At 57.6% G+C, this 16,528-nt stretch carries 18 protein-coding genes; 9 read left to right on the top strand and 9 right to left on the bottom strand.

Translation table 11 applies throughout. The features are described 5' to 3' along the window. Positions 1 to 381 precede the first annotated feature (381 nt). From CRX69_RS24275 to CRX69_RS24260, 4 genes are read left to right on the top strand one after another with little or no spacing between them, the layout of a single operon-like run. Positions 382 to 975 carry an aminodeoxychorismate/anthranilate synthase component II gene (locus CRX69_RS24275; RefSeq protein ID WP_047228053.1) on the top strand — a complete coding sequence of 198 codons (594 nt, stop codon included), beginning with the start codon at positions 382 to 384 and terminating at the stop codon, positions 973 to 975. 9 nt (positions 976 to 984) lie between these two features. Then, positions 985 to 2,034 carry an anthranilate phosphoribosyltransferase gene (gene trpD, locus CRX69_RS24270; protein WP_047228052.1) on the top strand — a complete coding sequence of 350 codons (1,050 nt, stop codon included), beginning with the start codon at positions 985 to 987 and terminating at the stop codon, positions 2,032 to 2,034. After that, positions 2,031 to 2,867: an indole-3-glycerol phosphate synthase TrpC gene (gene trpC / locus CRX69_RS24265; RefSeq protein ID WP_107322993.1), complete on the top strand. Its 837-nt coding sequence runs from the start codon at positions 2,031 to 2,033 to the stop codon at positions 2,865 to 2,867. Before trpD ends, trpC begins: the two co-directional genes overlap by 4 nt. 4 nt (positions 2,868 to 2,871) lie before the next feature. Continuing rightward, positions 2,872 to 3,570, top strand: coding sequence for a lipoate--protein ligase family protein (locus tag CRX69_RS24260; RefSeq protein ID WP_107322992.1), 699 nt, complete (start codon positions 2,872 to 2,874; stop codon positions 3,568 to 3,570). Here the strand turns inward: CRX69_RS24260 and crp are convergent. Further along, entirely contained in the window at positions 3,567 to 4,211 is a 645-nt protein-coding gene (gene crp / locus CRX69_RS24255; RefSeq protein WP_047228049.1) for a cAMP-activated global transcriptional regulator CRP, read from the bottom strand. The genes CRX69_RS24260 and crp overlap by 4 nt on opposite strands. 234 nt (positions 4,212 to 4,445) lie before the next feature. Between crp and CRX69_RS24250 the strand changes: the two genes are divergently transcribed. Next, the gene (locus CRX69_RS24250; protein WP_003206127.1) at positions 4,446 to 4,868 is read left to right on the top strand and encodes an OsmC family protein; all 423 of its coding nucleotides are present in this window, start codon (positions 4,446 to 4,448) and stop codon (positions 4,866 to 4,868) included. A gap of 239 nt (positions 4,869 to 5,107) precedes the next feature. After that, positions 5,108 to 5,902 carry an adenosylmethionine decarboxylase gene (gene speD, locus CRX69_RS24245; protein ID WP_047228048.1) on the top strand — a complete coding sequence of 265 codons (795 nt, stop codon included), beginning with the start codon at positions 5,108 to 5,110 and terminating at the stop codon, positions 5,900 to 5,902. Positions 5,903 to 6,029: 127 nt separating this feature from the next. Here the strand turns inward: speD and coq7 are convergent, their stop codons facing one another. The 6 genes from coq7 to hemJ all read right to left on the bottom strand — a co-directional run bounded on the left by coq7 (position 6,030) and on the right by hemJ (position 10,469). Next, positions 6,030 to 6,677 (bottom strand): 2-polyprenyl-3-methyl-6-methoxy-1,4-benzoquinone monooxygenase, encoded by a 648-nt coding sequence (coq7, locus tag CRX69_RS24240; RefSeq protein WP_047228047.1) that lies wholly within the window; start codon positions 6,675 to 6,677, stop codon positions 6,030 to 6,032. 74 nt (positions 6,678 to 6,751) lie between these two features. Next, a complete protein-coding gene (locus tag CRX69_RS24235; protein ID WP_003316306.1) occupies positions 6,752 to 7,090 on the bottom strand; it encodes a histidine triad nucleotide-binding protein in 339 nt (112 codons plus the stop codon). Positions 7,091 to 7,172: 82 nt separating this feature from the next. Then, the gene (locus tag CRX69_RS24230; RefSeq protein ID WP_047228046.1) at positions 7,173 to 7,961 is read right to left on the bottom strand and encodes an SDR family NAD(P)-dependent oxidoreductase; all 789 of its coding nucleotides are present in this window, start codon (positions 7,959 to 7,961) and stop codon (positions 7,173 to 7,175) included. Positions 7,962 to 8,023: 62 nt separating this feature from the next. Then, a complete protein-coding gene (locus CRX69_RS24225; RefSeq protein ID WP_047228045.1) occupies positions 8,024 to 8,980 on the bottom strand; it encodes a DUF805 domain-containing protein in 957 nt (318 codons plus the stop codon). A gap of 52 nt (positions 8,981 to 9,032) precedes the next feature. Beyond that, positions 9,033 to 10,001 carry an NAD(P)H-dependent flavin oxidoreductase gene (locus CRX69_RS24220; RefSeq protein ID WP_107322991.1) on the bottom strand — a complete coding sequence of 323 codons (969 nt, stop codon included), beginning with the start codon at positions 9,999 to 10,001 and terminating at the stop codon, positions 9,033 to 9,035. Between the two features lie 36 nt (positions 10,002 to 10,037). After that, the gene (gene hemJ / locus CRX69_RS24215) at positions 10,038 to 10,469 is read right to left on the bottom strand and encodes a protoporphyrinogen oxidase HemJ (RefSeq protein WP_047228043.1); all 432 of its coding nucleotides are present in this window, start codon (positions 10,467 to 10,469) and stop codon (positions 10,038 to 10,040) included. Positions 10,470 to 10,603: 134 nt separating this feature from the next. Between hemJ and argC the strand changes: the two genes are divergently transcribed. Further along, positions 10,604 to 11,638: an N-acetyl-gamma-glutamyl-phosphate reductase gene (argC, locus tag CRX69_RS24210; RefSeq protein WP_047228042.1), complete on the top strand. Its 1,035-nt coding sequence runs from the start codon at positions 10,604 to 10,606 to the stop codon at positions 11,636 to 11,638. Positions 11,639 to 11,793: 155 nt separating this feature from the next. After that, positions 11,794 to 12,144 carry an iron-sulfur cluster insertion protein ErpA gene (erpA, locus tag CRX69_RS24205; protein ID WP_003206114.1) on the top strand — a complete coding sequence of 117 codons (351 nt, stop codon included), beginning with the start codon at positions 11,794 to 11,796 and terminating at the stop codon, positions 12,142 to 12,144. 68 nt (positions 12,145 to 12,212) lie between these two features. Here erpA and CRX69_RS24200 read toward each other — a convergent pair whose 3' ends face one another. Next, complete coding sequence (locus CRX69_RS24200) at positions 12,213 to 13,304, bottom strand: anhydro-N-acetylmuramic acid kinase (protein WP_047228041.1); 1,092 nt, start codon at positions 13,302 to 13,304, stop codon at positions 12,213 to 12,215. A 3-nt stretch (positions 13,305 to 13,307) separates the two neighbouring features. Next, positions 13,308 to 14,720 carry a peptidoglycan DD-metalloendopeptidase family protein gene (locus CRX69_RS24195; RefSeq protein ID WP_047228040.1) on the bottom strand — a complete coding sequence of 471 codons (1,413 nt, stop codon included), beginning with the start codon at positions 14,718 to 14,720 and terminating at the stop codon, positions 13,308 to 13,310. A 210-nt stretch (positions 14,721 to 14,930) separates the two neighbouring features. Here CRX69_RS24195 and tyrS point away from each other — a divergent pair, with 210 nt between their 5' ends. Beyond that, on the top strand, positions 14,931 to 16,130 hold the full coding sequence (gene tyrS / locus CRX69_RS24185; RefSeq protein ID WP_076383442.1) for a tyrosine--tRNA ligase: 1,200 nt from the start codon (positions 14,931 to 14,933) through the stop codon (positions 16,128 to 16,130). Positions 16,131 to 16,528: the final 398 nt, after the last annotated feature.

Here is a 16,528-nt window from a genome sequence, read left to right as displayed (position 1 = left end):
TAGAAAACGAAACGACAGTACCAAAAACTTCCGGCGTTTTGCCATCCATCAGGTTCGTCGCGATTGTTTCAAAGCCCTTCGGGGGTCGTCATATTGCGTGCACCGTCCAGCTAAGCTACTGTGCCGGAACGTATGAACGAGACTTCCCCTGTGTCGATTGTCAGCAAACTTCTGGATCAATTGATCAAGGCACACGCCCGTTGGCGTTGGCGCGCCTGAACGTTCTCTGCCGGCCTGGCCGGACCTGTACCGATTTGCCTTCTTTACCCGCTTGAAAGTCGCTTCGCTGGCCCATCACACGCCTCGCCAAGCGCAACACCGCGCGGGTCACTCTCCGAAGGCTGTATTTCAAGTCAGTGAATTCAATAGGTTGCTTACGCCATGTTGCTGATGATCGATAACTACGACTCTTTTACCTACAACGTTGTGCAGTACCTGGGCGAGCTGGGCTCCGAGGTCAAGGTCGTGCGCAACGACGAACTGACCATCGCCGAAATCGAAGCCCTCAAGCCCGAGCGCATCGTGGTCTCTCCCGGTCCTTGCACGCCGACCGAAGCGGGCATTTCCATCGAAGCCATCAAGTATTTCGCCGGCAAGCTGCCGATCCTGGGTGTCTGCCTGGGGCACCAGTCGATCGGCCAGGCCTTTGGCGGCGACGTGGTGCGCGCCCGGCAAGTCATGCACGGTAAGACTAGCCCGGTATTTCACGAGAACAAGGGCGTGTTCGAAGGTCTGAATCTTCCGCTGACCGTCACCCGCTACCACTCCCTGATCGTCAAGCGCCAAACCCTGCCAGATTGTCTGGAACTGACCGCCTGGACTCAGCTCGAGGACGGCTCTGTGGATGAAATCATGGGGCTTCGTCACAAAACGTTGAATATCGAAGGCGTGCAATTTCACCCCGAGTCTATTCTCACCGAACAGGGTCACGAGCTGTTCGCCAACTTCCTCAAACAAACCGGCGGCACGCGCTAAGGACTTTTCATGGATATCAAGACAGCCCTGAGCCGTATCGTCGGCCATCTCGACCTGAGCACCGACGAAATGCGCGATGTGATGCGCGAAATCATGACCGGCCAATGCTCGGATGCGCAGATCGGCGCATTCATGATGGCCATGCGCATGAAGAGCGAGAGCATCGATGAGATCGTCGGCGCGGTTTCGGTCATGCGCGAGCTGGCGGACAAGGTCGAGCTCAAGACCCTGGATGGCGTGGTGGATGTGGTGGGCACCGGCGGTGACGGCGCCAATATCTTCAACGTTTCCACTGCCTCGGCCTTCGTCGTCGCCGCGGCCGGTTGTACCGTTGCCAAGCATGGCAATCGTGCGGTCTCCGGCAAGAGTGGCAGCGCCGACCTGCTGGAGGCGGCCGGGATCTACCTGAACCTGACGCCAGTACAGGTGGCGCGTTGCATCGATAACGTGGGCATCGGTTTCATGTTCGCCCAGACCCACCACCGCGCCATGAAGTACGCCGCCGCGCCGCGTCGTGATCTGGGCCTGCGGACGATGTTCAATATGCTCGGCCCGCTTACGAATCCGGCCGGCGTGAAGCATCAAGTGGTCGGTGTGTTCAGCCAGGCATTGTGCCGGCCCCTGGCCGAGGTCTTGCAACGTCTGGGCAGCAAGCACGTGCTGGTGGTCCATTCGAAGGATGGCCTGGACGAATTCAGCCTGGCTGCACCCACGTACGTGGCTGAATTAAAAAATGATCAGATCAGCGAGTATTGGGTCGAACCTGAAGACCTGGGCATGAAGAGCCAGAGCCTGCATGGGCTGGCGGTGGATGGGCCGGCCCAGTCGCTGGAGCTGATTCGCGATGCCTTGGGGCGCCGCAAGACTGAAAATGGCCAGAAGGCCGCCGAGATGATCGTGCTCAATGCGGGCGCCGCGTTGTATGCGGCGGATCACGCCAGCAGCCTCAAGCAGGGCGTGGAACTGGCCCATGATGCGTTGCACACCGGCCTTGCCAGGGAAAAACTCGAAGAGTTGGGTGCATTTACCGCCGTATTCAAAGTGGAGAACGAAGGATGAGTGTGCCAACGGTTCTGGAAAACATTCTGGCTCGCAAGGCTCAAGAGGTTGCCGAACGCAGTGCTCGGGTCAGTCTGGCAGAGCTGGAAACCTTGGCGCGGGCAGCGGATGCGCCGCGTGGCTTTGCCAAGGCGCTGATCGATCAGGCCAAGAGAAAGCAGCCAGCGGTGATTGCCGAAATTAAAAAGGCTTCCCCCAGCAAAGGCGTGATTCGTGAACACTTCGTCCCCGCCGACATCGCCAAGAGCTATGAGAAGGGCGGTGCGACTTGCCTTTCGGTGCTGACCGATATTGATTTTTTCCAGGGTGCCGATGAATACCTCAAACAGGCGCGGGAGGCGTGCAAGCTGCCGGTGATTCGCAAGGATTTCATGATCGATCCTTACCAGATCGTTGAAGCCCGAGCCCTGGGCGCAGATTGCGTGCTGTTGATTGTGTCCGCCCTGGACGATGTGAAAATGGCCGAGCTGGCGGCGGTCGCCAAAGGCGTGGGCCTGGATGTCCTGGTAGAGGTCCACGATGGCGAGGAGCTGGAGCGGGCCTTGAAGACCCTCGATACTCCGCTGGTCGGCGTGAACAACCGCAACCTGCATAATTTCGAAGTCAGCCTGGAAACGACTCTGGATTTGTTGCCGCGTATTCCGCGTGATCGCTTGGTGATCACCGAAAGCGGGATCCTGAACCGGGCCGATGTCGAACTGATGGAAGTCAGCGATGTGTATTCGTTCCTGGTGGGCGAAGCGTTCATGCGCGCGGAAAATCCGGGTACCGAGTTGCAACGTCTGTTCTTCCCTGAACGCGGCGTTCCGATAAGCGGTTCGACGCTGGATTGATTCAATGTCGCCGGTGATTTCCCTGACCGTCGAAGCCGGTCTGCAAGCCGAACAGGATTTGCTGGCCAGCATCTGTGCAGGCGACGCTGAGTTCGGCTTGTTGTTCTGGCAGCCCAATGATCGCGCGCTGGTCATGCCTCGTCGTTTGAGTCGTTTCCCGGGGTTCGAACACGCCTGCCAAATCTCGGCGGCCCACGACTGGCCAGTGCTGCTGCGCGAAACCGGCGGTGAGCCGGTGCCGCAGTCTGCCGCCACCGTCAATATCGCCCTGGTTTACGCTCCGCCGCGTAGTGAAGGCGACCATGGCCGCATCGAAACCGGTTATCGCCGGTTGTGTGATCCGATCTGCCAGTTATTGGATGAGCTGGGTGGGGTGGCTTCGTTGGGTGAAGTCGAGGGTGCGTTCTGCGACGGTCGATTCAACGTCAATCTCGACGGCCGGAAAATGGTCGGCACTGCTCAGCGCTGGCGTCAGAGCAAGGGCGGCCAACGCCCGGTGGGTCTGGTGCATGGAGCCCTGTTGCTGGAGAACGAACGCGAATCGATGGTTGCCGCGGTCAATCGTTTCAATGAAGCCTGTGGCTTGGCGCAGCGAGTGCGCGCCGAGAGTCATATTGCCTTGCATGAAAAATTTCCGGCGCCTCACGCGTTGCAGCGGCTTGAGGCGCTGTACCGGGAACTGCTGACCAGGCTGCTCGCCTAGCGCGTCCCAAAGACCACCATGGTCTTGCCTTTGACGCTGACCAGGTTGCGCTCTTCCAGATCCTTGAGCACACGACCGACCATCTCCCGCGAGCAACCCACAATCCGGCCGATTTCCTGGCGCGTCACCTTGATCTGCATGCCGTCCGGGTGGGTCATGGCATCGGGTTGCTTGCACAGTTCCAGCAAGCAGCGGGCGACGCGACCGGTCACGTCGAAGAAGGCGAGATCGCCCACCTTGCGGGTAGTGTTGCGCAGGCGCTGTGCGATTTGTCCGCTGAGGACGTAAAGAATGTCGGGATCCTGCACCGACAGTTCCCGGAACTTGCTATAGCTGATCTCCGCGACCTCGCATTCGACCTTGGCCCGTACCCAGGCGCTACGTTCCTGTTCTTTGCCTGCCTGTTCAAACAATCCAAGTTCGCCGAAGAAATCCCCGGCGTTGAGATAGGCGATGATCATTTCGCGACCGTCATCATCCTCGATCAGGATCGTGACCGACCCTTTGATGATGAACGACAGGGTGTCGGAGCGATCGCCCGCGCAGATGATGTTGTGCTTGGCCGGATAGCGGCGACGCTGACAATGCATCAAGAGTTTGTCGAGATTCTTGATCTTGGGTGTGGGAGTAATGGCAACCATGGTTGTATCCCGAAAGACTGCGCGGTGTATTGATTTGGATTTTTTGTGGGGCGCGAATGGCAATCGCTATAGCTGGCCATACGCCAGCTAATTGGCGCCAGCTTAACAGAGGCGTCCTTAATTGATTTGAGAATTTACCTACACGTATTTGTCATGCGTCCTAAGGCAGAAGCCGCCGTGGCGGGGGGCTGTGCTAAGCTGGCGACCCTTTTTTCAGACAGTGGAGTCTTGGCGATGAAGGCACGCATCCAATGGGCTGGCGAAGCCATGTTCCTCGGTGAGTCAGGTAGCGGTCATGTGGTCGTCATGGATGGCCCGCCAGAAGCCGGAGGTCGGAACCTGGGTGTAAGGCCGATGGAAATGCTCCTGCTGGGCGTGGGTGGTTGCAGTAATTTCGATGTGGTCAGCATCCTTAAAAAATCGCGCCAGGCCGTCGAAAGTTGCGAAGCCTTCCTGGAAGCGGAGCGCGCCACCGAAGACCCGAAAGTGTTCACCAAGATTCACATGCATTTCGTGGTGAAGGGGCGTGCCTTGAAGGAAGCCCAGGTCAAGCGCGCCATTGAGCTGTCAGCCGAGAAATATTGCTCGGCTTCCATCATGCTCGGCGCCGCCGGTGTTGAAATCACCCACGATTATGAAATCATCGAATTGGGTTGAATCGACATCCAACCATCATAAAAGCAGTGCAAGCTCTGGCGATCAGAAGCCGACCTCTGCATAATGCGCCACTTTTTTCAGGGCAGTGATCGGTCCTCCGGCCGGTCCCTTGTCTGGACAGGCAACCAAAATCGCCATCGCGAAGAGGTGTTAACCGTCCTACGCAGGTGCGTCGTTCGCATCTGACGGGCATGCTTGATCACGCGGCCAGGCCGCAATACATAGAGAGTTTTCAAACGGTGAAAAGCAAACTCAAGCTCCATGGGTTCAATAACCTGACAAAGACCTTGAGCTTCAACATCTATGACATCTGCTATGCGGAAACCCCGCAGGACCAGCAGGCCTACGTCGAGTACATCAATAAAGAGTACAACGCCAAGCGCCTCACGCAGATCCTCACGGAAGTTGTCGATATCATTGGTGCCAACATCCTGAACATCGCCAGTCAGGACTATGAACCCCAAGGCGCCAGCGTGACCATTCTGATCTCGGAAGAACCGGTGACACCGACCGACAGCCAGATCGAAGAGTCCCCGGGCCCATTGCCGGAAATCATCCTGGCCCACCTCGACAAGAGCCACATTACGGTACATACCTACCCGGAAATCCACCCGGTGGATGGCATTGCGACGTTCCGTGTGGACATTGACGTGTCGACCTGTGGCGTCATTTCACCGCTCAAGGCACTCAATTTCCTGATTCACCAGTTCGACTCGGACATCGTGACGGTGGATTATCGCGTGCGTGGCTTTACCCGCGACGTTGAAGGCCACAAGCACTTTATTGATCACGAGATCAACTCGATTCAGAACTATCTCTCCGAAGACACTCGCGACGCGTATCAGATGACCGACGTGAACGTGTATCAGGAAAACCTGTTCCACACCAAAATGCTGCTCAAGAACTTCGAGCTTGATAACTACTTGTTCGGGGACGCTACCAGCAACCTCTCTGCTGAACAGCGGGATCAGGTGGAAGACCGTGTGAAACACGAAATGCTGGAAATTTTCTACGCGCGCAACATGCCACGCTGAAGGTTTCAGCTACAAAAAAGGCGGCTCCCCATGGGAGTCGCCTTTTTTAGTTTCTGTAGAACGTGGATGAACGCTCAGGCCTGCAACGCTGTGGCGTGGGTATAACCCCTTCGCCACCCTTGCACGATCAGATTCGATAGGTGCTCTTGGTCATGACCTTGGCCAGCAGGCTCATGCCGAACTTCACCGGCGCTGGAAAACGAAACCCTCCGGCCTCGAGCGCACTTTCGGCGTGCTGCTCTTCATCCTCGCGCATCTGCTTGAGAATCGCCCGGGACTTTTCGTCCTCGGCCGGCAACTGCTCCAAGTGCTCATTCAGGTGTTTGCACACCTGATGTTCAGTGGCCGCCACAAAGCCGAGGCTGACTTTGTCGCTGATCAGCCCGGCCACTGCGCCGATTCCAAATGACATCCCATAAAACAACGGGTTCAGGACGCTGGTATGGCTGCCCAGTTGGTGAATGCGTTGTTCGCACCAGACCAGATGGTCGATTTCTTCCTCGGCGGCATGCTCCATCGCCTCACGTACCTGGGGCAGCTTCGCCGTCAGCGCCTGGCCCTGATACAGCGCCTGGGCGCAGACTTCACCGGTGTGGTTGATGCGCATCAGCCCAGCGACATGGCGGGTTTGCTCGTCACTCATTTGCACGTCTGGCTGCACGATAGCCGGCGATGGACGGTAGGGCTGACCACTGAAGGGCAGCAGCGTACGCATCGCGGTATCAGCTTGCAGCAGTAGACGGTCAATCGGTGAGTAGTGACGTTGGGTAGTCATGCTTACCTCCGGGAAAAATCTCGGCGGCCAGTTTAACTCAATCGGCCGCTCAGGATTTGCGTTGGGTCAGGGTATCAACCCGGCGGCCAGTTCATCTGGCGCTGCCCAAGCACATGCATATGAATGTGATAGACGGTCTGTCCCCCAAGTTCATTGCAGTTCATCACCACACGAAAACCTTCTTCGCAGCCCAGTTCAAGCGCCAGGCGCTGGGCAGTGAACAGGATATGCCCGGCCAAGCCTTTGTCTTCTTCGGTCAGATCATTGAGCGTGCGGATCGGTTTCTTTGGGATGACCAGGAAATGCACAGGTGCTTGAGGGGCGATGTCGTGGAACGCCAGAACTTGATCATCTTCGTAAATGATCTTGGCCGGAATCTCCCGGTTGATGATCTTGGTAAACAGAGTATCCACAGCTGTTTCTCCATTGGGTTAGTCGAGCTTGAGTGTACTTAAGGCGCGATTGGCGAGCCCGGTTTTTCACGGGAAAAGGCATTCAGCGGGGGCAGCAGGCCTTGTTGGTCATGCCGGCAATCGTGCGAACCAGCCATCGCGGGCCCAGTCGCGGCAACGCCGCCAGCCAGCGATTGCGGCGCCCAGGAATGATGATCGCCCGGTTTTTTTCCAGTGCGCGCACGGCATACAGCGCGACTTCCTCCGGGCTCATCAGGGTTTGACTGTCGTTGAATTTCTGTTCATTGAGCTGCGCCCGGGCGAAAAAGCCGGTTCGTGTCGGGCCAGGGCAAAGCACAGATACCTTTATTGCGCTTTTTTTCAGCTCGACCCGCAGGGCTTCGGAGAAATGCAGCACGTAAGCCTTGCTGGCGTGATAGGTGCTCATCCAGGGGCCAGGCTGGAACGCGGCGATCGATGCAACGTTCAGGATCTGGCCACCGCCCTGCAGCGCCATGCTGTTGCCTACCGAGTGACAGAGCCGCGTCAAGGCGAGGATGTTGACTTCGATCAGGTCCTGCTCGGTCATCCAGTCCTGGCCCAGGAACGGCCCGCTGGTGCCGATACCGGCACAATTGACCAGCAGGTCGATCTGTCGCTCGCCTTCTTCCAGCTCGAGCAGAAAGCCTGAAAGCCTCAGCGGTTCTCCCAGGTCACAGGCCCGGAACAACACCTCCACGCCAAAACGCTGAGTCAGTTCGATTGCAATACTTTCCAGCCGATCACGCTGTCGAGCCACCAATATCAGGTCGCGACCGCGGCGGGCGAGTGCTTCGGCCATTGCCAGGCCAATGCCACTGGAGGCGCCAGTGATCAGAGCGTAACGGGTCATGCAGTTCTCCATCGCAACGGCCCGTCACCAGTGTACTGAGCTGTCACCGGCACGAAGCGCGCTTATTGTTCCTCTTCATAGTCTACAGAAGGCGCAGCAGGCTCGGCTGCTTCGACGGCTGGTTCTGCAGTGTCTTCATCAATGAGCTCGCTGCTCTCATAGCTGCTCAAGGAACTGCTGTCGTATTCCTCTGTGATGCCGCTGAATGCCCCGGCCATTGCGGCAAGGAAAGCCACCACGATCATGACAATCCACAGCGACGAAAGTACCTTGACCGCAGTGCTGTTGGGCGGCGGCGGGGGGCCATAGCGATTGGCGCCGGTGTTGCCGGGCAAGGCCATGAGTACGAAGGGGAAGACACTGCCCACGAACGGCACCAGGTTGAGCAGCCACAACCACCCGGACCAACCCAGGTCGTGCAGGCGCTGGACGCTGAACTGGATGCTTACATAAGCAAAGCCCAGTGCGATGATCAGTCCCAGCAGGCCGCCGACGATCATTGCCGCTGTGGAGCTGGAGGCGAGGAACCAGGTCACGCCCAATGAAAAGGCTGTGCCCACCACAAACAGCATGACCAGCGTCAAGGCCATGGTCCAGCCCAGGAAGCGCAGCCGTCCGATGCGCCCATCGAAGCTGAAGGGCTTGAGCGTGCTGTACTCGGCCATTGCCTCACCCACCTCGGCTCGGGGTGGCGCGTAGGGCGATACCGGGTCGATGATGGAGTCCGGGTGGCGTCCGTTCGACGGCGGCGAATGCTGTACCTCGTCCAGGTTCAGTTCGAGGGAAGGTTCGGCTTCGATTCGTGCATCGATCCCGCTCTTGTTGAGAGCCTCCAGGTACTTCTGCGCTTCGGCCTGGGACAGGTTGCTTTTAAGCGCCACCTTGCGCCCGCTGAACAACCGCTCAATGGCACTGACATCGCTTTTGAACAGTTCAGCCAGGTTGAGCTTGGCTGTGGTGGTTTCGACACCCGGCAGCAGGGCTCCATCGAATACGATATTGAAACGGGTTTCGCTCATGCCAGGCATCCTTGTCTCATAAGGTTAAGCAATGGTTTTGATCCGGTTGATTTCAGCGGGGCCATTGGCCGCCGAGTTGTGTCGCGCGGGCCAGCGCTTGCCGGTACTCTTCATCCAGGCGTGCCACTAGCTGATCGACACTGGGCAGATCATGGATTTCACCCACGCCCTGGCCTGCGGACCATACGGTTTTCCAGGCCTTGGCTTCGTCGTTCAGCGGCTTGAGTTTGGAACCGAAATCCACTTCGCCCTTGCCCTGCAGGGCGGCCAGGTCGAAACCGGCGTTTTCCAGGCTCTGGCGCATGAAGCTGGCCGGCACTCCAGACACCGCAGGAGTATGCACGATGTCTGCGGCTCTGGATGTGAGCAACATCTCTTTATAAGCGTCAGGCGCATGGCTTTCGGTCGTGCCGATGAAGCGTGTGCCGAAGTAGGCCAAATCCGCGCCAAGCAGTTGGGCGGCCAGAATCTGATGGCCGTGGTTCAGACATCCCGCAAGCAGCAGGGTTTTGTCGAAGAACTGGCGGATTTCGGCGACCAGTGAGAAAGGGCTCCAGGTCCCGGCGTGGCCACCTGCGCCGGCGGCGACCGCTATCAAGCCGTCGACACCGGCTTGGGCAGCTTTCTCAGCATGACGGCGCGTGGTGACATCGTGGAACACCAGCCCACCATAACTGTGAACCGCATCCACCAGTTCTTTCACGGCGCCCAGGCTGGTGATGACAATCGGCACCTGATGTTCGATGCAGATGGCCAGGTCGGCCTGAAGCCGTGGGTTGCTATGATGGACGATCAGGTTCACGGCATAGGGTGCCGGGTTTTCCATTGTTGCCAGGCCCGCTTCGATTTCTTCCAGCCAAGCCTTGAAACCACTGCTTTCGCGCTGGTTCAGCGCCGGAAAGCTGCCGACGATTCCGTTGCGGCAGCAGGCCAGTACCAGCTGTGGATTGGAAATCAGAAACATCGGCGCTGCCACGACGGGCAGGCGCAAACGTTGTTCAAGCAGAGCGGGCAGCGACATCGGAAGTACCCCGGATAAGGTGGTGCTGATTGAAAGTTAGAACGGCCGAACCACGACCAGAATTACGATAGCCAGCAATATCAGAACCGGCACTTCATTGAACCAGCGATAAAAGACATGGCTGCGGGTGTTTTCGCCACGGGCGAAGCGCTTCAATTGCGCGCCGCACATATGGTGATAGCCGATCAGCAATACCACCAGGGTCAGCTTGGCGTGCATCCAGCCGCCTTGAGTGAAGTAGGCACTAGCGTTGAGACTCAGCAGCCAGATGCCGAATACGAGGGTGGCGATCATCGCCGGCCCCATGATGCCGCGATACAGCTTGCGCTCCATGACGATGAAGCGTTCTTTGCTGACGCTGTCTTCGCTTTGGGCGTGATAGACGAACAGGCGAGGCAGGTAGAACAGGCCGGCGAACCAGCAGACCATGCTGATGATATGAAGTGCTTTGAGCCATAGATAGAGCATTTTTTTGTATTCCCAGATTCACGGTAGCCCGATAGTAGAGGCTAGAGCGGCCACACGTCACCTTGGCGGTTGTCGCCGGGCCGCGCGGCCCCTATCATCGACAGCTTTCCAGTGGGTTCGTTGAGGGCAGGTATATGGTCAAGGTCGGTATCGTCGGCGGCACGGGTTACACCGGTGTCGAACTGCTGCGTCTGTTGGCACAGCATCCGCAGGCTGAGGTGGTGGTCATTACCTCCCGATCCGAGGCTGGACTGGCCGTCGCCGACATGTATCCGAACCTGCGGGGCCATTACGACGGCCTGGCGTTCAGCGTTCCGGACATCAAGACCCTCGGGGCCTGTGATGTGGTGTTCTTCGCCACGCCTCACGGTGTTGCCCATGCCCTGGCAGGCGAGCTGCTGGCCGCCGGGACCAAGGTCATCGACCTGTCGGCAGATTTCCGTCTGCAGGACGCTGAAGAGTGGGCCAAATGGTACGGTCAGCCACACGGTGCGCCAGATCTGCTGGACGAGGCGGTCTACGGCCTGCCGGAAGTCAATCGCGAGAAAATCAGGCAGGCACGGTTGATCGCTGTCCCGGGCTGCTATCCAACGGCAACGCAACTGGGTTTCCTGCCGCTGCTCGAGGCGGGGCTTGCTGATGCGTCGCGTCTGATCGCCGACTGCAAGTCGGGTGTCAGCGGTGCCGGCCGTGGTGCCAGTGTCGGCTCGTTGTACTCCGAGACGTCGGAAAGCATGAAGGCGTATGCCGTCAAAGGCCACCGTCATCTGCCGGAAATCCGCCAGGGGCTGCGTCGCGCGGCAGGCAAGGATGTCGGCCTGACTTTTGTGCCGCACCTGACGCCGATGATTCGGGGCATTCACTCCACGCTGTACGCAACCGTCGTCGACCGTTCCGTAGACCTGCAAGCGTTGTTCGAGAAGCGTTACGCCAACGAACCGTTCGTCGATGTGATGCCGGCTGGCAGCCACCCTGAAACTCGTAGCGTACGCGGCGCTAACGTTTGCCGGATCGCGGTGCATCGCCCACAGGATGGCGATCTGGTAGTGGTGTTGTCGGTCATCGATAATCTGGTCAAAGGCGCGTCCGGCCAGGCTGTGCAGAACTTGAACATCCTGTTCGGGCTGGATGAGCGTCTGGGTCTGTCCCACGCTGGGATGTTGCCTTAACTCCAATCTGAGGCTGCAAGCTTGAAGCGCCAGGCTTGCAGCTCATAACGTGTAGTTTGCGCCTGCCTCTCAAATAGTTGACCGATTTTCTAGGAGAAGCGGATAATGCGCGTCATCACGCATTATGGCGGCGTAAGCGCCGGGAGATATTCAGCATGAGCGTCGAAACCTTCACCCCCACGGCTTTGCAATTCACCCACGGTGCCGCGCACAAGGTGAAGAGTCTGGTCGATGAGGAGGGGAATGATCGTTTAAAGCTGCGCGTTTTTGTGACGGGCGGCGGTTGTTCGGGTTTTCAATACGGCTTCACTTTCGATGAGGAAGTGGCTGATGACGACACCATCGTCGAACGCGAAGGTGTCAGCCTCGTGGTCGATCCGATGAGCTTCCAGTACCTGGCGGGTGCTGAGGTGGATTATCAGGAAGGGCTGGAAGGGTCGCGCTTCGTCATCAAGAACCCTAACGCCACCACAACCTGTGGATGCGGTTCTTCGTTTTCGATCTGAGGCTTTAAATAAGAACGCCGCAGCGCCTTACGGCTCTGCGGCGTTTTGCTGTGCGGCGAAAAATGGATTCAGGCGGGATAGATTGCGCCGAGTATGCGCAAACCCCGTGCGCCGGTGACACTTGGGCGATTCGCTGAAATGCCTTCAAGGCAGCAATGGGCCAGCCAGGCAAAGGCCATGGCTTCGACCCAATCCGGGTCTACACCGTAAGTGGCTGTGCTGCTGACTTGGGTGTTTGGCAGTAAGTCGGCCAGCCGCTTCATGAGTGTGCGGTTGTGCGCGCCGCCGCCGCAAACCAGCAGCTCTTGAGTGTTGGTCTGGGCATTCTGCAGTGAGTGGACGATGGTCAGGGCCGTCAGTTCGAGTAGCGTTGCCTGCACGTCTTCAGGGGCGAAGACCGGTAGGTGCGACAGGTGCTGGGTCAGCCAGGACAGGTTGAACACTTCGCGCCCTGTGCTTTTAGGGCCTTGAGTGACAAAGAAAGGGTCGCCAAGCAGAGCCTTTAGCAGAGCCGGTTCGACTTTTCCGCTGGCAGCCCACAGACCATCGCGATCAAAGTGCTCGCCCCGTTGCTGATGTATCCAGGCGTCCAGCAATACGTTGCCAGGGCCGCAATCGAAACCGGCTACGGGCTTTTCGGGTTCTATCAGGCTGAGATTGCTGAAGCCGCCGATATTCAGTACGGCGCGATTGCCGGCCCGTTCTTCAAACAGTGCTTCGTGAAACGCAGGAACCAGCGGGGCGCCTTGCCCGCCAGCAGCGACATCGCGACTGCGAAAATCGCTGACGACGGCAATGCCGGTCAATTCGCTCAACAATGCGGGGTTGCCGATCTGCACGGTAAAGCCACGGGCCGGCTCGTGTCGTATGGTCTGACCATGGCTACCGATTGCCCGGATACCTTCAGGTTTGAGCTTCTGTGCGTCGAGCAGCGTGTGGACGCCCTGCGCAGCCAGCCTTACCCAGTTTTGTTGGGCAATGGCTGAGCGAGCGATCTCATCGGGCCCGCTGCTGCATAACTCGAGCATTTCGGTGCGCAGGGAGGCGGGCATGGGGATGTAGTGCGTGGCGATCAACTTGATCGCCGGAGTCAGTTCGATCAGCGCGATATCCAGTCCATCCAGGCTGGTGCCAGACATCACGCCGATATAGTGCGCCATGGTTTAGCGCTTGCTTGAGGCGAGCATGGTGGCTTTTTCCTGGTCCATGCGAGCCATCAAGGGTTGGCTCTGAGCCAGGAAGCGTGAGCGCTCGGACTTGGCAATCGGATCGGCCATGGGGAGCTTCTGGCCCAGCGGATCAACGTGAACGCCGTTGACCTGGAATTCATAATGCAAATGCGGCCCGGTGGACAGACCGGTAGTGCCAATATAGCCAATCACCTGGCCTTGCTTGACGCTGCCGCCGGTTTTCACGCCTTTTGCGAAGCCCTGCATATGGCCATACAGCGTACGGTAAGTGTTGCCGTGCTGGATGATCACGGTGTTGCCATAGCCACCCCGGCGTCCGGCCAACAGCACTTTGCCGTCTCCGGCGGCCTTGATTGGGGTGCCGCGGGGAGCTGCGTAGTCGACGCCTTTATGGGCGCGGATCTTGTTCAGGATTGGATGTTTGCGGCCTACGGAGAATCTTGAGCTGATGCGGGCGAAATCAACCGGCGTACGGATAAATGCCTTGCGCATGCTGTTGCCGTCGGCAGTGTAATAGCTGCTGTTGCCTTGTTTGTTGGTGTAGCGCACCGCCGTGTAGGTCTTGCCGCGATTGGTGAAGCGGGCGGAAAGAATAGGGCCGTTGCCGACGCTTTTTCCGTTGACCATTTTCTGTTCGTAAATGACGTCGAACTCGTCGCCCTGGTGAATATCCTGAGCGAAGTCGATGTCGTAGCCAAACACGCTGGCCATGTCCATTGTCAGGCTATGGGAAAGGCCGGCGCGTGCGGCCGATTGCGACAATGAGCTGTTAATGACGCCGTGAGCATAGGCTGAGCGCACGGTTGGTTTGGTGATGACGCGGTTGAACGCATAACCCTTGTCGTTTTTGCTCAGGGTGATGCTTTCCAGGTCACTTAGTTTGGTATGCAGGCTGGTCAGTTGTCCGTCTGGGCTGAGTTCGAACTCGAGTTTCTGACCCCTCTGGAGCCGAGCGAACTGTTTGGCTTTCTTGTCGCTGGCCAGGACCTCGTGGACCAGGGTCGACGGCAGCCCAACCTTTTCGAAGAGAGTGGAGAGCGTGTCGCCTTTGGCAACTATGACCTCATGGTGGCCCGGGTCTTTCTTTTCTTCGATCGCAGGCTCCGCTTGGGCGGACGCGGGCGTGTCTTCAGCGTTGTTTTCGATCTGCGCGAAGGGGGAGGCTGCGGCCTCGTTTGTGGCTTGGACGGCTTCGGCAGCGTCTTGATCTTGTGTCAGTTGTTCAGCAGGGCTTTCCAGTTCGAGACTTAGGGTCGTCTTTTTGGCTTCAACATCGCTGGAGGGAAACACCAGGAGCGCCAGGCTAAGAAGGGCGGCAATACCACTTGCAGCGAGCAGGTGGGTCTTGGGGTAAAGCGGCGGCGCTTTGGATGGTTCTGTGGTCATAGGTAATTTGACTTTTGAAGAGATGAATTGGAAAAGATGAATGACATGATGAAGATGAAATAACTGTATAAAATATAACCAAATCACCTGCGAAGCAAGCCCGCGGACACTCTGTCCGTGGATTGGTGTCCGCGCACCCGGCAAACCTTGTATTTGGTGCGCGATCTTGTATGGTTGGGTCCCTTTGAATCTGAGCCTTGCGGGTCTGTTATGAAGTCGGTTGAAGAGCAGCTAGCGCTGATCAAGCGTGGTGCAGAAGAGTTGTTGGTCGAGTCCGAGCTGATTGAAAAGCTCAAGCGTGGGCAGCCGCTGCGTATCAAGGCTGGTTTCGACCCGACGGCACCCGATCTGCACCTGGGTCATACCGTGCTTATTAATAAGCTGCGTCAGTTCCAGGACCTGGGGCATCAGGTCATCTTCCTGATAGGTGACTTCACTGGGATGATCGGTGATCCTAGTGGCAAGAGCGCGACGCGCCCACCGCTGACGCGCGAGCAGGTTCTTGATAATGCCGAGACCTACAAGACTCAGGTCTTCAAGATCCTTGATCCGGCCAAGACCGAAGTCGCTTTCAACTCCACCTGGATGGATCAGATGGGGCCGGCGGATTTCATTCGCCTGACCTCCCAATACACCGTGGCTCGTATGCTCGAGCGCGATGATTTTGACAAGCGCTATAAAACCAGTCAGCCGATCGCCATTCATGAATTCCTCTATCCGCTTGTTCAGGGCTATGACTCGGTGGCATTGCGTGCTGACGTCGAGCTCGGCGGTACGGATCAAAAGTTCAACCTGCTGATGGGGCGCGAGCTTCAGCGTGGTTATGGTCAGGAAGCCCAGTGCATTCTGACCATGCCTTTGCTGGAGGGGTTGGATGGTGTGAAGAAGATGTCCAAGTCGTTGGGTAACTATGTGGGTATCCAGGAAGCGCCGGGTGTTATGTACGGCAAGCTGGTTTCCATTCCTGACGTGCTTATGTGGCGTTACTTCGAATTGCTCAGCTTCCGTTCCATGGATGAGATCAACGCATTCCGTGCGGATGTTGAGGCTGGGGCAAATCCGCGGGACATCAAGATCAAGCTGGCTGAAGAGATTGTTGCTCGTTTCCATGGTGAGGAAGCTGCGGCCAATGCTCATCGTGCGGCGGGCAACCGCATGAAGGATGGCGAATTGCCGGATGATCTGCCTGAGATCGAATTGACTGCGGCCGAGGATATGCCGATTGCGGCCGTCCTTAATAAAGCAGGCTTGGTCAAGAATGCTGCAGCAGCGCGAGATCTTCTTGGTTCGGGCGGCGTGCGCATCGATGGTGAAGTGGTGGATCGCGCCTATATATATAAGCTGGGCGCTACCCATGTCTGTCAGGCTGGCAAGAAGGCTTTTGCGCGTATCGTGCTGAAGCCGGAATAAAAGCCGAAATTAGTGCTTGACGGCAAATTCTGGACGTCTATAATTCGCCCCACTTCCGGCGCAGTCGAAGCGGAAAACTCCTTGAGTTTCAATGAGTTAAACGATTTTAGGCGGCGCAGGGCTTCAGGTCATCGAAGCTTGGGAAGCAGTTGGTGGGGCGGTTTTCCTGGCTCCGTTAACGGTTCGATCTTCTCGATCGAAAGCGGTCAAAAAGAGGTGTTGACAGCAGCGAGTAACGCTGTAGAATTCGCCTCCCGCTAACGAGAGATCGGAAGCGCAAGTGGTTGAAGTTGCAGAGGAAACTTTGAAAACTTCTTAAAATAACCGCTTGACAGATACACAGAGCGCTGTAGAATGCGCGCCTCGGTTGAGACGAAAGGCTCAACCCACCGCTCTTT

It is taken from the genome of Pseudomonas rhizophila (genome assembly GCF_003033885.1).
GTDB classification, from domain to species: domain Bacteria; phylum Pseudomonadota; class Gammaproteobacteria; order Pseudomonadales; family Pseudomonadaceae; genus Aquipseudomonas; species Aquipseudomonas rhizophila.
Note: the sequence above shows the minus strand (reverse complement) of the source record. Positions and strands in the feature narration are given on the sequence as shown.

Excerpts from the sequence above, each read along its gene's own strand:
- CRX69_RS24275 (WP_047228053.1), top strand. The coding sequence starts at position 382 with ATGTTGCTGATGATCGATAACTACGACTCTTTTACCTACAACGTTGTG.
- trpD (WP_047228052.1), top strand. The coding sequence starts at position 985 with ATGGATATCAAGACAGCCCTGAGCCGTATCGTCGGCCATCTCGACCTG.
- trpC (WP_107322993.1), top strand. The coding sequence starts at position 2,031 with ATGAGTGTGCCAACGGTTCTGGAAAACATTCTGGCTCGCAAGGCTCAA.
- CRX69_RS24260 (WP_107322992.1), top strand. The coding sequence starts at position 2,872 with ATGTCGCCGGTGATTTCCCTGACCGTCGAAGCCGGTCTGCAAGCCGAA.
- crp (WP_047228049.1), bottom strand. The coding sequence starts at position 4,211 with ATGGTTGCCATTACTCCCACACCCAAGATCAAGAATCTCGACAAACTC.
- CRX69_RS24250 (WP_003206127.1), top strand. The coding sequence starts at position 4,446 with ATGAAGGCACGCATCCAATGGGCTGGCGAAGCCATGTTCCTCGGTGAG.
- coq7 (WP_047228047.1), bottom strand. The coding sequence starts at position 6,677 with ATGACTACCCAACGTCACTACTCACCGATTGACCGTCTACTGCTGCAA.
- CRX69_RS24230 (WP_047228046.1), bottom strand. The coding sequence starts at position 7,961 with ATGACCCGTTACGCTCTGATCACTGGCGCCTCCAGTGGCATTGGCCTG.
- CRX69_RS24225 (WP_047228045.1), bottom strand. The coding sequence starts at position 8,980 with ATGAGCGAAACCCGTTTCAATATCGTATTCGATGGAGCCCTGCTGCCG.
- CRX69_RS24220 (WP_107322991.1), bottom strand. The coding sequence starts at position 10,001 with ATGTCGCTGCCCGCTCTGCTTGAACAACGTTTGCGCCTGCCCGTCGTG.
- hemJ (WP_047228043.1), bottom strand. The coding sequence starts at position 10,469 with ATGCTCTATCTATGGCTCAAAGCACTTCATATCATCAGCATGGTCTGC.
- argC (WP_047228042.1), top strand. The coding sequence starts at position 10,604 with ATGGTCAAGGTCGGTATCGTCGGCGGCACGGGTTACACCGGTGTCGAA.
- erpA (WP_003206114.1), top strand. The coding sequence starts at position 11,794 with ATGAGCGTCGAAACCTTCACCCCCACGGCTTTGCAATTCACCCACGGT.
- CRX69_RS24200 (WP_047228041.1), bottom strand. The coding sequence starts at position 13,304 with ATGGCGCACTATATCGGCGTGATGTCTGGCACCAGCCTGGATGGACTG.
- CRX69_RS24195 (WP_047228040.1), bottom strand. The coding sequence starts at position 14,720 with ATGACCACAGAACCATCCAAAGCGCCGCCGCTTTACCCCAAGACCCAC.
- tyrS (WP_076383442.1), top strand. The coding sequence starts at position 14,931 with ATGAAGTCGGTTGAAGAGCAGCTAGCGCTGATCAAGCGTGGTGCAGAA.